Origin of the sequence: Thaumasiovibrio subtropicus, from assembly GCF_019703835.1 — a bacterium.
GTDB lineage: Bacteria > Pseudomonadota > Gammaproteobacteria > Enterobacterales > Vibrionaceae > Thaumasiovibrio > Thaumasiovibrio subtropicus.
This window is the reverse complement of the sequence record NZ_AP023055.1, coordinates 1,867,321-1,883,035: the sequence shown is the minus strand read 5'-3', so window position 1 is coordinate 1,883,035 and position 15,715 is coordinate 1,867,321. Positions and strand designations below refer to the sequence as shown.

The following is a 15,715-nucleotide window of genomic DNA, read 5'->3' as shown; positions in this document are numbered from 1 at the left end:
ACTAAATAACAATCAATGAAGTAAAGAGGTGTCACCGAAAGAGCACCTCTTTGTTTTTAATTAAGACGGACAGAAACACAACATAAGGATAATTATGATTGAAACAAACTTTGCGATATCAGCAACGTTTCTTGCTTACTTAGTAATGATGTTGGTGATTGGTTATGTCGCGTATCGTCAAACGAGCAATAGTAGTGACTACTTTCTTGGCGGACGTTCTCTAGGACCTTGGCCTGCCGCTTTGTCTGCTGGGGCCTCTGATATGTCAGGATGGCTATTGCTTGGCTTGCCAGGCTATGCTTTTGCCTCTGGCTATGAAGCTATTTGGCTGGGCGGGGGGTTATTGGTGGGTACTTGGCTAAACTGGTTAGTCAGTGCGAAACGTCTACGCACTTACAGCATCGTTGCTGATGACGCGATCACCTTGCCTGAATACCTTTCTCGACGCTTCAATGATCAAGGTAAACTCCTACAGATCATTTCCGCTATCTTCATTCTTTTGTTCTTCCTTTTCTATACCAGCTCAGGCTTGGTCGCGGGTGGTAAGTTATTTGAGACGGTTTTTGGTCTAAATTATCAAACCGCCGTCATTATTGGCACCGTATGCGTGGTGTCTTACACCTTGTTTGGTGGATTCCTCGCAGTGGCATGGACCGATTTGGTGCAAGGTTTATTGATGGCTGCGGCACTGTTGATTGTGCCGATCGCAGCAATGAATGGCGGCTTCGGTCAGCTTGAGAGTGATCTCGCGGCGATAAACCCAGAGTTGTTGACGATATTCAACGACAACGAAGGTAAGCCATTAACGGCTATTGCCATCATCTCATTGGTCGCATGGGGTTTAGGTTACTTCGGACAGCCCCATATTCTCGCGCGTTTTAAGGCGTCACGTACGAATCGTGAGTTAACGACGGCACGTCGTATTGCCGTTGTTTGGTCTGGATTATCCATGGCGGGAGCAATGCTCGTTGGTCTCGTTGGCCTGCTTTACGTGACAAATCAACCGGGACTGGAGCTGGCTGACGGCGAGCGTATCTTCATGATCTTGGTCGATGCCATGTTCCACCCTGTGATTGCGGGTATTTTACTTGCCGCCATCCTTGCTGCGATTATGAGTACTGCGGATTCTCAATTGTTGGTGTCATCTTCGGCACTGGCGGAAGACTTGTTCAAGCCGTTACTTCGCCCTAATGCAACCAACAGTGAAGTTGTCATGGTGGGGCGTTTGGGTGTCGTTGGTGTGTCTATCATTGCATTGGTACTGGCATTTAATCCAGATAGCACGGTACTTGGTCTTGTCTCTTATGCGTGGGCAGGCTTCGGGGCGGCATTCGGTCCTGTGGTTATTCTCAGCCTTTATTGGCGTGGTATGAGTAAGTTTGGTGCCGCAGCGGGTATTGTTGTGGGTGGCCTTACCGTTGTGTGGTGGAAGCAGCAAACCGGCGGCTTGTTCGATGTGTATGAAATTGTGCCGGGCTTTATCTTTGCGACGATCGCGACGGTGGGTGTAAGTTTGCTAGCAAAACCTGATCAAGAGGTTGAATACCTTTACGATAAGTTTGAAACCAAACTTGAAACGCTCGACTAGTCGTAATAGCAGAGAGATAGAAAGCGGACTTTGTGTCCGCTTTTTTTATCTGTCTGCGATTCGTTTACAGTGTAAATTCGCTTAGCAGATAGACAAGCTATGTTGCGGAACGCAAGGGTTAGCTGGCAAGTTTACCGACACATAAGCGGACATCACTTGCAGTGCCACACTGGCGGGTTTCTTCTAGGCTTAGCGCGCCGGCAAATGTCCCTTCTGACACTTCACCATGTTGAAGGCGTTGTGCTTGTACTCGTTGGTGAAAGTCACCTGAGGTAGCGAACTCGCGCACTTCTTCGGCACTGTATAAGCTAACGGCTTCTGTTCCCGCTAAGTTTTCACCTTGTAGAGCACGGTGGTTTTGTACTTGCGCATGGAAGTTATCAGAACCCGCAAACATCTGGGTTTCTTCTAGCGTAAAGCTTGCTTGTGCGCTTGCTGCGAAAAGACCAAGAGCCATGATGGTCGTTGTGATGACTTTTTTCATATTCAATTCTCCGACTAAACCGTTGTGGGTAGTGCGAGCTTTCTCGCTTAAGGATGATTGGCATTTGCGTTCTGCTTTTGCCTCACCTCTCTTTGATGGGTTCATAATACCCATCTGAACTGAACATAAATTGAACGAATGTGATCTTAATCATACATACATGAATGTACTGAATTAGAGTTCATTTTAATGCAGCATATACTCAAGCCACCTCAAGGTGCTTGTTCAGCGAGAGTGTCTAGGTTTGCCATCGAGGCACTGCTTTGAGGATCGAGTGGGCTAAATCAAAAAATACGCGCAGACAAGCACAAAAAAGGCCACCCGAAGGTGGCCATGCTTAGCAAAGTATGTATTGTGCTTTCTAACTTTGTGCTGCGAGTGCTGCGGCAGCTTGCTTGCGTTTGCTTGCCGCTGCTGTGAAGACGACATCCGTCGAGCTGTTTAACGCGGTCTCTGCTGAGTCTTGTACAACACCAATAATAAAGCCAACAGCGACAACCTGCATCGCAACATCGTTAGAGATACCAAACAGGCTACAAGCCAGCGGGATGAGGAGTAGAGATCCACCCGCTACGCCAGAAGCACCACATGCTGACACCGCGGCAACGACGCTGAGCAATACCGCAGTCGGTAGATCGACATTAACCCCTAAAGTATGTACAGCCGCGAGTGTCAGTACCGTGATAGTAATCGCCGCACCCGCCATATTGATGGTCGCACCTAGCGGGATTGAAACCGAGTATGTGTCTTCATCAAGGTCGAGTTTTTTACACAGATTCATGTTGACCGGAATGTTTGCCGCTGAACTGCGTGTGAAGAAGGCGGTAACGCCACTTTCACGTAGGCAGCTTAGTACCAGTGGGTAAGGGTTTTCCTTCGTCATGAAGAACACAATGGCAGGGTTAACGACAAGGGCAATGATGAGCATAGCACCAAGCAGTACCGCAAGCAGTTGAGAGTATCCTGCAAGGGCGCTGAAGCCCGTTTCGGCGATAGTGTTTGCCACAAGGCCAAAGATACCCAGAGGTGCAAAGCGGATGACATATTTAACCACTGCTGAAACACCATTCGAGATGTCACTCAAAACGTTCTTCGTTGCATCGCTTGCTTTGTGGAGAGCAAGGCCCAATGCAATGGCCCAAACCAAAATACCAATAAAGTTGGCGCTCATTAAGGCATTGATTGGGTTATCAACCATCTTGAACAAGAGGGTGCTCAGGACTTCTGCGATACCCTCTGGTGGATTTGCACTGGCTTCGTTAGTGACCAAGGTTAAAGTGGTAGGGAAAAGGAAGCTCAAGGTCACAGCGGTGAGTGCAGCGGTCAGGGTACCGAATAGATATAGGCCGATAATCGGCTTCATGTTTGAGTGTTGGCCTTGCTTTTGGTTAGCTATTGAGGCTGACACCAAGACAAAAACAAGAATCGGTGCGACGGCCTTTAATGCCCCAACAAAGAGGCCGCCCAACATGCCAACAGACTGGCCTGTAGCAGGTGAAAGGGTCGCAAGTGCGATACCAGCCACGATACCGATAAGTATCTGGAGAACTAGACTTCCAGAAAGTATTTTACTCATCAATGAGTTATCTTTGCTCATAATATTTCCTGTTGTGTATTTGCTATATGTAAGGGGAAAAGCATATATTTAGTGTGTTTTTAACAATAAATGCCGTAATGATCCACAACTTTGTTTCATTGTTTTGAATTCAATGGTTATTTTTTGAGCGATAAAAAGTCATCATAAGTGTTGCTGGATGTAACTGAATCATGCGGAATTGTCTTAAAAATGATAAAATGTTTATTAACTGCGACACACTTTGGTCGCTGTAGAAGATTATCTGAACGCAAGTTATTGGTTTAAAGCCAATTAGGTTGAAGAATGACAAATGCACTGATTGGTATAGCGCTTATCGTTATACCGCTTGTCGTTTTCATCTGGTTCGTCAATCACCTGAGCCAGTCAAAACGAAAAAAAGTCAGGATTAAAAAGGAGCGGGAGGCTCAATACAGACTTGTTCTCGAGCAAGCGAAAATTTCTGAGCGCAAAGAGCGACAGCAACGCGCGATGGCTGGCCATGTGCCAACATTGCTCTCGTTAGCGAAAGAATGTGAACTCACTAATGCTCGTGATGCCATTAAGTACTACACCATGGCGGCATTGAAAAACAATGAGATAGCCCAGCGCGCGTTGATCCGTTTGTGCCGTGAAGATGTGGATGACCCCCTTGGCCGAGCCAAGTCCAGCTACTGGGAAGCGGTGGTGGGTGCGCGCAATGGCGAGATTGAGAAAATCCATGCTTTAGGACTTTGCTACCTGAATGGCACTGGCGTTGAGCCTAATATGGAAAAAGCCATTGAGCACATCACCCAAGCGGGCGAGAAAGGCTATATGGCATCACAGCGCTACTTAGGTGAGTGGTTTAATGAACGCGATCCTGCGCGGTCATTTATGTGGTGGTTGCGTGCGGCAATTAATCAAGATATGGCGGCGCAGAAGCGAGTCGCGTTTTGCTATCAAACCGGTAACGGGGTAGAAAAAGATAAGCGCAAAGCCATCTATTGGATTGAGCGTGCCGCCGAGCAGGGAGATGTCGAATCTCAGTTCTTAGCGGGTAAACTGCATTTAGGCGGGTGTGCGAATGATGCTGCCGTCGCTTACTCGTGGTTTTCCATTGCTTGTGCCAATGGGTACGCTACTGCACGACAAGAGCGTGACGATGTTGTGCCATTTGTCGGTATTGAAACCTTACTTCGTGTACAAGAAGTGGCTAAAACCGTATACAACAAGCTGAAAGAGCAGCCTTATCCTATGTTTGGCGCGATAGAAATGCTGAACCGGGTGTATAACCGAGACAGTTACTTTCCTAACGACGAGGAGCTGTCAAACCTCTACAGTGCTGATGTGGATCATTACGTACCAGAAACCGAGTTGCTTTCTGCCGTGGTACCGGATGAGGAACCAGTGAGAAGCAGCGATAATCTTGATCGCTTGTTGAGTGAGTTTTCCGGCCAAGATATGGTGAAGAGCAATTTTGCTGATGCGCAATGGCAGGGAAGTAGAGATAAAGTTCAGTAGCGTTGTGTTCGCCAGTTAAGTACTAAACCCTCTGTTCAGCAGAGGGTTTTTTTATGTTTACAGATTAAGATGGTGAAGTACCGCAGGCATGTTCTCTATGGTAGTGACAAGCGGATGGTCAATATTGGGTCTAGCGGGATCGGCACGGAAATAGAGCGCTTTCATCTCGGCGTTGATGCTGGCCTGAATACCGTTAATAGTGTCATCGACAAATAGGCATTCATTCACGCTATAGCCCATTTGCATCGCGGCATAATGGAGTAAGTCAGGCTCTGGCTTCCAGCACTGAATTTCGAAAGCGCTGAAGAGACACTCATTGAAATAGTGACGCAATCCAGTCAGACCCAGCGTATGTGCCATCTTCTCTACTGGCCCATTGGAGGCGACGCAGATATCGATGTCACGCCCCTGCAGCTCTGCCAGTAATTTGGCCACCCCTGCAATTGGTTGGAGTTCTGATTCAAACCGTTGTCGGCACTCCTCTCGATAGAGTGGCTCGAGTACATCAATGCTGACCTTGATACCACATCGTTCTCTGGTTTCCGCGAGAATGTCAGCCAATTTGCCACCTTGAAATCGCGCCATGCACTCCTGTAGTGAGAGTTGACCACCAAATCGAGCAAAGACATCGACCAACGCTTCTTGGCAGAGGCGTTCGCTGTCGACGAGCGTACCGTCGCAATCAAAAATGATGCATTTGATTGTTGATTCAGACATATGCCTCCCTAGTTGACGATTTAGATTCATTTCAGCATGCATGCGTGAACAGATGCCTCGCAAGGTAGGAACTTTTTTTTTGCAACGGTTCAGGCATTTTTTACCCACTTACAGGATGACAACGCGAAGTGGATCACGGCGGAGTTGAGCAAGCCAGAAGGCCTTAATGGCATTGGTTTCCTTGATACTTAAAAGGCGTTGAGCAGGCGTATTATGAAGCGATGAGCGTATATAAGCGTCAGAATAATTGCTTAGCGATACAAAAAAAGTTGAGTGCAAAAAAGAGACATCTACTGAGTACTGTCCGCTTAGTGACCGATTGGCGATAAAAAATTGATCTAAACCAGTAAAATATCAATTAGGTGTCACGAAATGTAAATGCTGGTTTAATATTTCAAAAAAATTGAGTAAACTAAACGAACATAGCAATTCAACGTTGTTCTGGTTTGCTCCACACACCGAAAACACCACTTGCTATTCCAATAATTTTTGAGGCAACACACCTCATTTAAACTCTACACAACGCTTGGGATTTTCATGAAAAACTCGCTGGTTCTCGTATTAAACTCAGGAAGCTCGTCACTAAAGTTTGCACTGATTGACTCCGTCAACGGTGACACACTGCTGTCTGGCCTTGGTGAATGCTTTGGTCTGCCTGAGGCTGTGATTGGCTGGAAATTTGATGGACAGAAATCAGAAGAAGCCATTACTGCAGAAGATAACCACCATCAACATGCGATTAATCGCATTGTGAAGCTGGTGGATGATTTAGGTTTTTCTGAGCAACTGGTTGCGGTCGGCCACCGTGCCGTGCACGGTGGTGAGAAATTTACCTCGACAGTGCGCATTGATGACGAAGTGCTGGCTGAAATCGACAAACTTGCCGATCTAGCCCCACTACACAATCCAGCGGGCGCGAAAGGTATTCGTGCAGCAATGGCGGCGTTCCCTGCTTTGCCTCAATTCGCTGTGTTTGATACTGCTTTCCACCAAACCATGCCGCCTAAAGCCTACACGGGTGCGATTTCACGTGAGCTTTATGAAGAGTACGGTATTCGTCGCTACGGTTTCCACGGCACGAGTCACTACTTTGTGAGCCGTGAAGCGGCAAAGATGCTAGATAAGCCCGTAGAAGAAGCGAGCTTCATCTCAGTACACCTTGGCAATGGTGCGTCAGTTTGTGCTATCTCAAACGGTGAATCTGTCGATACTTCAATGGGCTTTACTCCATTGGCTGGTTTGATGATGGGGACGCGCTCAGGTGATCTTGACCCGGGTATCATTGAGTTCTTAATGAAAAAAGGCTGGAGCCAAGAAAAAGTCTTTGACACCTTAAACAAGAAGTCAGGTTTCCTTGGTGTATCGGGTCTAACATCCGACGCGCGTGGCATCCTCGAAGCGATGGAAAATGGCCATGAAGGCGCTAAGTTGGCGTTTGAAGTCTTTACTTACCGTGTGGCTAAGTACATCGGCTCTTACATGATCCCACTGAGTCGCCTTGATGCGATTATCTTTACTGGTGGTATTGGCGAAAATTCATTGCCAATTCGTCGCGAAATCCTTAACAACTTAAAACTGCTTGGTTTTGTTGAAGATGTACAAGGTAACGAGGCGGCTCGCTTTGGTGCTGCGGGTGTGATTGCGAAGTCCGACGTTCTCGGTGCGGTTGCCATGGTGATCCCAACCAACGAAGAGTTTGTTATCGCTCAGCAGTCTGTCGCTCTGCTATAAAAAGCGCACGATGATTTGAACTGCGAAGAGGCGGGCCGCGAGGTCCGCCTTTTTGCGTTCTGGGAAAATGCACCCTTGGTGGAACGCCCAAGGGTGCGAGTGCCACGTTAAGGCCTTTAAAGTGGCATTATTGGGGGGGCTGTTAACAGGCGACTAGCGCTTCTTCTTCTTGGTGAATAACATCACTGATGTAATGCGCAAAGATTTCGGGACGTTCTAACATTGGGCTGTGACCGCTATTTTCAACAATGTTGAGTTCGACGTTGTCGTGAGATTCAAAAATCTTTAACCATGCCTCGATAGGCGTGATCAAATCATGATCACCCCATATGAATTTGACTGGCAATGACACTTGATCGAAAGCGCCATGCACGTCGTACTCGCGACTGAACGCCAACCATCGCGCAATGTTGACAAAAATACGACGATCACTAAATAGATTGGCGATCTGCTCAACGCCACGTACAGGAACCTTTGATTTATCGAAGAAGACTCGGTCAGCTAAAATCTGCGCGTATTTTAGTTCGCCTGTGCGTACTTCCGCCAATGATACTCCAGTTTCTAATTCTTCGAGGCCAGGCGCACCACTCATGATAATACTTTCAATCGCCTGTGGGTTGCGGCGAGCAAACTCGAGAGAGATCAGTGCTCCCATCGAGTTACCTGCGATTATGGGTTTCTGCTCACAGAGAGCCGCCGCTTCTTCTAGCATTTTGATCGCATAATCAATATCGCCTTTGAATGCGTCAGGAATAGGTTGATCAAATGTGATGGTGGAATACCCTATTTTGGCGAGATGGCAACTGACATCATCCCAGATCCAGCCGCCTGCAAATAAACCGGGGAGAAATATAATTGGCTTACCATTGCCTTTAATTGACATCGTCATAACTTAATCCTTTAAACATGATTGAAGAAGTTTGCGTAATATAAAGAGGAAATTTATTAAGAAAAGCGGTTATTTATTAAAGGTGTATTAAATGTTTCAAGACAAGATATTGCATCAAAAATTCTGTAATTGGTAAATTTGATCGTTACATTGCCCATTTGGACAGTATCTTTATATCTATATGATATATAAACACTTTATTCTTGGGTTGGATGGGGTTTAGTTGTTTGTTTTAGTGATGGATTAGTCTTTATAAATGTCCAGTTGGACATGTTTACTTTTACAAGAATGCAGTTAAGGGGCAGAAATTAACACGTCTTTTAAAAGGGTTATTTTTAAGACGGCTGTTAAAAAATAGATTTTTAGTTTGTAGTTATTTACAATTATATTATCAGAGGAAATTATTGGGGGTATGATGCCAAACTCGAACGATCTGCGACTTAAAACGGTGATGCAGTCAGTCGCCCCTATTTCTGACGATTCTTGGCAGCAAATACGTCCGTATCTTACGGAAAAACGGGTGGCTTCTGGTACGCAGCTTGGCAACCCCGGTGAGGTATGCGCGCAAGTAATGTTTCTCTGTGAAGGTGTCGCTCGTTCATTTGTCATTGATGCGAATGGCCGAGAGTATACGGTGTCATTCAATTTTTACGAACCGCAGGCGACGTTAAAGAACCTCTTTTTGACTGATTTTGTCAGCGTCCTGCAGCAATCGCCCTCGCAACTCTATTTTGAAGCCTTGACGGATTTGGTTGTCATCGCCATCCCGTATGAAAAGGTACTGTCGCTGTATGAGTCTCAGGTTGAGTGGGGAAGGTTTGGCCGCAAGGTGGCTGAAGAAGCTTATTGTATTACGCAACAGCGGGCGTTATCCCTTTTAACTCTCACGGCGGCGGAACGTTATGCGCAAATGCTGAAAGGGATGCCGAAGTCGCTGCAGCAGATTCCCGAGCATTATGTGGCGGCCTATCTTGGTATCACCCCTCAGTCACTAAGCCGGATTAAAAAGCAGGCCCTAGTTACCAAATGATAATGCGGTAACGTTAAGCGCTCGTTAGGATGCCAGCTGAGTGAATTGGCAATGTTGAGTGAGGGAGAATATGTCGATCCGAGCCTTAGTCACACATCAACGAGAAGGGTATGCTCGGTTTCATGCCCACAAGGGAAATTTCTGGATTCATCTTCTTACGGTCCCTTGCTTTAATGTCGGTTTTTATAGTGGTATCTATTTTATTATCGACCAAGATCATTCTTCGCTTGTACTGGCTGGCGCGGCGATGATATCAGCGATAGCCATGCAAGGTATTGGGCACAAACAAGAGGTGAACCCTCCTGAAGCATTTACCGGTTTAGGGAATGCGGTTGTGCGGGTTTTGCTCGAACAGCTTTATACCTTTCCTCGTTTTGTCGTTTCTGGCCATTGGCCAAAAAATAGGTCGTGAATGAAAAAAGGCTCACCATTGAGGTGAGCCTTTTGGCCTTTTCAGTACTAGCGATTGCGAAGGAATATCAGGTCAATCCGCGCCCAATAGTAGCGGCTGTAGCCTGCAAAGACCCATAACACCATGGCACTCGCAAACAAAACTTCAAATTGCCCCATCCAGCTTAACCAGTTCCAATGTGGATAGTCAGTGGCAAGCCAACGCATGGTGCGTTCTGTGGCGACTGAACCGATAACACTCGGAAACGTAATTGCTGCGATTGAAGGGTGAAAGGGCTGTTTCAGCAAGTAGGGGTAGCAGAGATAGATAAAGAACGTCATGGTGTAGCTTAACCCTGCAAGTGCACCCGTAAGAATGGGATCTGGGTCGGCAAAGTTCTGCATATATGCCGCTAACGTTAAGTTGATAGGTGCTGCCATGATGGCAAGCGTTGGACGAGCGGCTTTAGGTAAGCGTGGAGCGAAAATAAGTCGATATAACATCACGGGTAAAATGATGAAATAGAGAGCGATGCAGATATGCGCCATGGTTAATGCAAATTCGGTGTATCCCAGCTGGGGGCCTGCGAGGGTGCCACTGATTGCGCCGACGGGATATAGAAACCAACTGGGCACAATATTGGTGAGCTTGAAATGCCGAAATTGATGAAAGAAAAACACGGCCATAAAGCTAAAGTGCAGCGTCATTGCCGGATACCAGAGAAAGCGTGCCTGTGTACCGTAATAGCCAGAGAGGTAATCGGAAAGAACCAACAATGACATCGTAATGGGAGCCATCAAGCTACCGTATAGCGGGTGTTGTAAGTCCCGCCAGATAAGCGATGGGGTAATGATATACTTCAGGAGAACAGGAAATAGAAAGCATGCCCCAAGTGTGGTGAAGAAGGGACGTAGAAAGCTCGCGTATTGAGGCACAAACAGTGACCAAGCTAGGCCAACACCCATGGTGCCTAATGCGAGAGCGGCCTGCGCTGTGGGGACGCGCCGGATGAGTTGCAGTAAATGAGCAAGCAAAGTGTTATTCATCTGTAATGGACTGAATTCTAATGAATTATATTGATAAACCTGATAAAAGTAGCGAGATAATTTGTGAAGCTGACTGAAAAACAGCCATAAAAGTTTGCCAAATCGCCAATTTGGGCTCATGATTAAATTGTAACTTAAATGAGCCTTAAAGTTCATCTCGGCTTACGGAGGTTAAGCGTTTCATAGCGTTAATCGTGCGGCTCAGGGTGAGTTACCTTAACAATTTGGTGCTACACAGAAAAATGGAAATAGCTGATCCGATATAGAGTGCAGCCACGCAATATGCGGGCTAGACAACGGCAAACTCAACGTAATGAGTGGATCGGCAACTGAGACTTAGCGTTTAATCAAGCCGCACACTAGTGCGGCTTTTCTGTTTGTGAAGAAATGAAAAGTAGCGATGATCACGCTGAGGTGATCATATGCTAGACAAGCGTTGTTTGAATCGCGGCCATCTTGATGCCTTTGTCAGCAAACAGTATAAACCCTACAAAAAAAGGGTTTACAGCTTCGGCGCAGCTCTATATTATGCGCACCAACAACGGAGAGATGGCTGAGTGGTTGAAAGCACCGGTCTTGAAAACCGGCATACGTTAATAGCGTATCTAGGGTTCAAATCCCTATCTCTCCGCCACATATAGAAAACGCCCGCTGAGAAATCAGTGGGCGTTTTTGCTTTGTGTATTTGCTGTCCGGGATTTTTAAATCCCCCTATGCCTAGTCTGGCTCCGCCACATTTTTAGAAGCGCCCGCTGAGAAATCAGTGGGCGTTTTTGCTTTGTGTATTTGCTGTCCGGGATTTTTAAATCCCCCTATGCCTAGTCTGGCTCCGCCACATTTTTAGAAGCGCCCGCTGAGAAATCAGCGGGCGTTTTTGCTTTGTGTATTTGCTGTCCGGGATTTTAAATCCCCCTATGCCGAGTCTGGCTCCGCCACATTTTTAGAAGCGCTCGCTGAGAAATTAGTGGGCGTTTTTGCTTTGTGTATTTGCTGTCCGGGATTTTAAATCCCTCTATGCCGAGTCTTCTAGGCTTGCTACCGTCGTTACCGTTTTTTGATTTAGCCCTCTTTCAAAACAGAGCCTTGTTGACAAGCCTAGAAGTTCTCGCTGAACAAGTATCTAGAGGCGGCTTGAGTATATGTATCATTCAGCAAATGGCTCTTTTTATTCGTGGCTTGCTATTTGTAGGCAAAATCATCAACACTAGGAGGTTGCATCTGTAGTTATTCAAGGAATGATGATGAGCTTTCGTATCCGATTGAAGATCTTTTCAATAATTAGCGTCGTGTTTATTGGTATCGACCAGTTAACAAAACACCTCGCAGCCACCTACTTAACTCGAGACCATGCTTTTTCCTATTTCTCTGATCTGTTTCGCCTTGGATATGCCGAGAATACTGGCGCATTTTTGGGTTTAGGGAATGGGCTACCGCCTACGCAGCGCTATGGTTTATTTGTGGTAGCCATCGGCATGATGTTATTGGCAATGGCTGTGTACTCTCTCGCAAATCGGAAGATTCCTCAAAACACATTGATTGGCCTGTCTTTATTATTTGCAGGCGGGATAAGCAATTTTTATGACAGAGTGGTCAACAATGGGGCGGTGATAGATTTCTTGAACCTAGGGTTGGGTTCCGTCCGTACTGGGGTGTTTAATGTCGCGGACATGGTCATTCTTGTGGGGGCGGCTGTGCTGGTTTTCACCCGGCAGGAATCAATCCCTTCAACACAGACATCAACACACTGAGACACATAGCAGACAGGAGGCACGATGATATCAAGCAAGGTGAAATCCTTGTTTCGCTCACTGCGAAAGTGGCTGTTTTACACTGCTGCCTTTTTTCTCTTGGCCCCCATTGTGTTGGTGGTTCTCTTTAAATTTGTCGATCCACCAATTTGGGGGTGGAAGATACATCGTGCGCTCTTCCCACCTGAGGGTTTCCCCTCTCAAACTGTTCATGAGTGGGTCTCATTGAGCGCTATCTCTCCTCATATGCCTCAGGCGGTCATTGCTTCAGAAGATCAGCGTTTTGCGCAGCACCGTGGTGTCGATGTTGATGCGTTGCAGACGGTGATACGTGAAGCCTTAGACGGAAAAGGCGCCCGAGGTGCAAGTACGATTACGCAGCAAACGGCAAAAAATGTTTTTCTTTTTCCGAGCCAAACTTACCTCAGAAAGGCCTACGAGTTGTATCTTGCGTTGTTGCTTGAATGGATTTGGGGTAAATCACGGATCATGGAAGTGTATTTGAACGTGATTGAGTTCGGACCGGGCCTTTATGGTATCGAGGCGGCGAGTCAAAACTATTTTGCAATAAGCGCCGAGCAGCTGTCACGCCAACAAGCGGCACAACTTGCAGTTGTGTTGCCGAATCCCTATCGCATTAAACCTGTGCCGATGAGTCAGTATGTTCAGCAACGTTCCCGTTGGGTATTGCGACAAATGAACAATTTGGGTGAGGTGGTGTTCTAGTCGTTTGTGAGCCGCTCAGCAATGACGCTTGAACTAAAATTACGCTATGAACTCGCGGGGCGGTGAGGTTTAACAATTTCATACAGAGCGTGCAATTGATGATGCGTATACTCAAACCACCTCAAGATGCAGGATTCAGAAGCGGCCTAGCGCGTCGAGTTCAAGGCAAAGGTGTGAAGGAATGGCTTCCCCCTTTCAAACACCTTTAACGCAGAAATCGGCGCGCTAGTCGCTTCCCGAAGGGCGAGTTTTTTAGGCTCGCCACCGTCGTTACTGTTTTTTGATTTAGTCCACTAGATCTTCAAAACAGTGTCTTGTTGACAAGCCTAGAAACTCTCGCTGAACAAGCATCTTGAGGTGGTTTGAGTATATGCTGATTGTTTTTTGAGGGAGAAAATGGTGTTTGGCTTACTGAAACGATGGCGCTCGTTAGATTTATTGATTGAGTTAACAGAATCACAGGTTCGTGTTTTTTCATTGTCGGATGATAGCCAGTTTTCGATGATTCCCCATATTGCTATCGAAACGCGGAAAGGGCAGCCTTTTGTGAAAGCGTGTGGCGCGGAGGCTGTCGGTATGACAGGAGAAGGTGTGCGCAGTGAAAACCCTTTCGATCATCCACGATCTTTCGTACGTGACTTCTATCTTGCCGAAAAACTGCTTCAACATGCGGTATTCGAAATACATAACGGCAAACAGCGTGTCGCCCCCCGTATTATCATGCATCAGCGAGAAAAGTTAGAGGGGGGACTCACACATGTCGAGGTGCGTGTTCTTCGCGAGCTGGCGTTTGGAGCGGGAGCGAGGGACGTGCTTATCTACGTCGGCGAACCATTGAATCCTCATTCAACTCGTTATGAAGATGTTATTCCTTTGAGTATCAGTGAATAGGCTTGCTGATTCGACAATCGCGTTAGAAAACCGCCATGAAGGCTAACTCCTATCAATTAAGATGTTTGGAGCGAACCATATAGCGAGTTTTACTGATACGAACGGTCCTCGATTTGGGCCGTTTTTTTCGTTCTGGTAAAATATAGCGTTTAACTCTCTCTCGCATTGCCCTCAGCTTCTTGGGTATTGAGCCAGGCGATGCGATTGCACACCACATTAGTTCATCCTGAATGTCCCTTAGCGCCATCATAAAACTGATCCGTAAAGGCGATACGTTAGCTTCTTTTGCTATCCGACTTATTTCCAACCGAACTAGATTGTAGGCAATTAAGATACCCCAGATCTCCTGCTCAACACCTTCGACAGACTGACTTCGAAGCAGAAGTTCGTCCTCAAGCATATCGTGTTTTATCTCTCCGTAACTATTTTCAATTTCCCATCGTTCGAAGTAAACATTAAGTAAATCTTGCAGAGCATATTTTTTGTCTGTTAGGGACGACAAGACCCCTTTTATATGGTTGGGTTGTTCTTTTTCTGGATAAAGCGCAAGCCTTGCTTGCCATTTTTCAGGTAGGTGAGGAGCTTTTTTACGAGCTTGTTGCGAAACATTCATTTCAACGATCAAGTCACGGCCGTCTTCATCTAACTGCTCGATGACTGTGTACTTTGTATTGGATTTAATAGGGGTCATCCAGTGGCTAGAACCATGTTGGTTTTGCCAGTTAATCATTAGCTCCGCACCTAAATAACATCGGTCGAAAATAGTCAGAGAGTTGGCTGTTGCAGAGGAAATGAGTTGCTTAGCGTAGCTTTCTTCACCGTTGTAGCTAGGGCCAAAAGCGACGTTATGGATTAGGCGACTTCGAAGGGAGCAAAGCGCACATAACCTTACAACTGGGTATTCAGTATGGCGCGTTTTACCGTGTTTAACATATTGAAAATGCTCTGCAAGAGCAGGGGTATCATGGGTTCTAAATTGTGTTCCATCAACAGAGAAAAGCCTTAATCCAAACCATGTATCATCACTGTCCTCTGTTTGCGTCCAATGCTGTGCTGTTAATGAAAATAGGGCTTCGAGAGGTTTAGCTGTTAACCGTTTTCTTGCTTGGGGGATCGCACTTGGAGCAATGGATTCACCTAGAGAGTTAGAAAGCTTAAGGTCTAATTTATCAAGTACATCGGTAATCGGTCTATCACGGTATAAACCAATACCTACAACCAGCCAGACCACAAGCTCAGCAGGTAACTTCCGTCGCCGTAAGCTTGCTTTGTTGGTGTCATCGAGTGCTTGTTGAATCCACTCAAGCGGCAGCTCTTTCTGAAATAAAGAGAGTGAGTCAGGTGAAGCGAAATCATCAACATCAATAAGCCAATGTGCCAACATAAAAATACCCCCAA

The 15,715-nt window shown here is 46.4% G+C and carries 14 protein-coding genes and 1 tRNA gene; 9 read left to right on the top strand and 6 right to left on the bottom strand.

Features of this window, described 5'->3' with window-relative positions:
- Window positions 1–94 precede the first annotated feature (94 nt).
- Window positions 95–1,588 carry a sodium/proline symporter PutP gene (putP, locus tag TSUB_RS24745; protein WP_087025453.1) on the top strand — a complete coding sequence of 498 codons (1,494 nt, stop codon included), beginning with the start codon at window positions 95–97 and terminating at the stop codon, window positions 1,586–1,588.
- Window positions 1,589–1,706: 118 nt separating this feature from the next.
- Here the strand turns inward: putP and TSUB_RS24740 are convergent, their stop codons facing one another.
- Window positions 1,707–2,072, bottom strand: a complete 366-nt coding sequence (locus TSUB_RS24740) for a hypothetical protein (protein ID WP_087025456.1) — start codon at window positions 2,070–2,072, stop codon at window positions 1,707–1,709.
- A gap of 361 nt (window positions 2,073–2,433) precedes the next feature.
- Window positions 2,434–3,669, bottom strand: coding sequence for a serine/threonine transporter SstT (gene sstT / locus TSUB_RS24735; RefSeq protein WP_087025459.1), 1,236 nt, complete (start codon window positions 3,667–3,669; stop codon window positions 2,434–2,436).
- A 282-nt stretch (window positions 3,670–3,951) separates the two neighbouring features.
- On the opposite strand from sstT, the gene TSUB_RS24730 reads away from it, so the two are divergent.
- Window positions 3,952–5,148, top strand: a complete 1,197-nt coding sequence (locus TSUB_RS24730; RefSeq protein ID WP_087025231.1) for a tetratricopeptide repeat protein — start codon at window positions 3,952–3,954, stop codon at window positions 5,146–5,148.
- 57 nt (window positions 5,149–5,205) lie between these two features.
- On the opposite strand, the gene yieH is transcribed toward TSUB_RS24730, so the two are convergent.
- Window positions 5,206–5,865: a 6-phosphogluconate phosphatase gene (gene yieH / locus TSUB_RS24725; protein ID WP_087025229.1), complete on the bottom strand. Its 660-nt coding sequence runs from the start codon at window positions 5,863–5,865 to the stop codon at window positions 5,206–5,208.
- Between the two features lie 537 nt (window positions 5,866–6,402).
- Here yieH and TSUB_RS24720 point away from each other — a divergent pair.
- Complete coding sequence (locus TSUB_RS24720; RefSeq protein ID WP_087025227.1) at window positions 6,403–7,596, top strand: acetate/propionate family kinase; 1,194 nt, start codon at window positions 6,403–6,405, stop codon at window positions 7,594–7,596.
- 142 nt (window positions 7,597–7,738) lie between these two features.
- Here the strand turns inward: TSUB_RS24720 and TSUB_RS24715 are convergent, their stop codons facing one another.
- Window positions 7,739–8,485: an alpha/beta fold hydrolase gene (locus tag TSUB_RS24715; protein WP_087025225.1), complete on the bottom strand. Its 747-nt coding sequence runs from the start codon at window positions 8,483–8,485 to the stop codon at window positions 7,739–7,741.
- A gap of 412 nt (window positions 8,486–8,897) precedes the next feature.
- Between TSUB_RS24715 and TSUB_RS24710 the strand changes: the two genes are divergently transcribed.
- Together TSUB_RS24710 and TSUB_RS24705 are read left to right on the top strand one after the other, a co-directional pair.
- Window positions 8,898–9,515 (top strand): Crp/Fnr family transcriptional regulator, encoded by a 618-nt coding sequence (locus TSUB_RS24710; RefSeq protein WP_087019074.1) that lies wholly within the window; start codon window positions 8,898–8,900, stop codon window positions 9,513–9,515.
- Between the two features lie 70 nt (window positions 9,516–9,585).
- Window positions 9,586–9,927, top strand: a complete 342-nt coding sequence (locus TSUB_RS24705; RefSeq protein ID WP_087019073.1) for a hypothetical protein — start codon at window positions 9,586–9,588, stop codon at window positions 9,925–9,927.
- A 47-nt stretch (window positions 9,928–9,974) separates the two neighbouring features.
- Here the strand turns inward: TSUB_RS24705 and TSUB_RS24700 are convergent, their stop codons facing one another.
- Window positions 9,975–10,952, bottom strand: coding sequence for a TDT family transporter (locus TSUB_RS24700; RefSeq protein WP_087019076.1), 978 nt, complete (start codon window positions 10,950–10,952; stop codon window positions 9,975–9,977).
- A gap of 543 nt (window positions 10,953–11,495) precedes the next feature.
- Here TSUB_RS24700 and TSUB_RS24695 point away from each other — a divergent pair.
- The 4 genes from TSUB_RS24695 to TSUB_RS24680 all read left to right on the top strand — a co-directional run bounded on the left by TSUB_RS24695 (window position 11,496) and on the right by TSUB_RS24680 (window position 14,317).
- A tRNA-Ser gene (locus tag TSUB_RS24695) sits at window positions 11,496–11,586 on the top strand.
- Window positions 11,587–12,193: 607 nt separating this feature from the next.
- On the top strand, window positions 12,194–12,700 hold the full coding sequence (lspA, locus tag TSUB_RS24690; RefSeq protein WP_087019071.1) for a signal peptidase II: 507 nt from the start codon (window positions 12,194–12,196) through the stop codon (window positions 12,698–12,700).
- 24 nt (window positions 12,701–12,724) lie between these two features.
- Window positions 12,725–13,426: a monofunctional biosynthetic peptidoglycan transglycosylase gene (gene mtgA, locus TSUB_RS24685; RefSeq protein WP_087019069.1), complete on the top strand. Its 702-nt coding sequence runs from the start codon at window positions 12,725–12,727 to the stop codon at window positions 13,424–13,426.
- A 399-nt stretch (window positions 13,427–13,825) separates the two neighbouring features.
- On the top strand, window positions 13,826–14,317 hold the full coding sequence (locus tag TSUB_RS24680) for a rod shape-determining protein (protein ID WP_246616499.1): 492 nt from the start codon (window positions 13,826–13,828) through the stop codon (window positions 14,315–14,317).
- A 52-nt stretch (window positions 14,318–14,369) separates the two neighbouring features.
- Here TSUB_RS24680 and TSUB_RS24675 read toward each other — a convergent pair whose 3' ends face one another.
- On the bottom strand, window positions 14,370–15,701 hold the full coding sequence (locus TSUB_RS24675) for an IS4 family transposase (protein WP_221274619.1): 1,332 nt from the start codon (window positions 15,699–15,701) through the stop codon (window positions 14,370–14,372).
- Window positions 15,702–15,715: the final 14 nt, after the last annotated feature.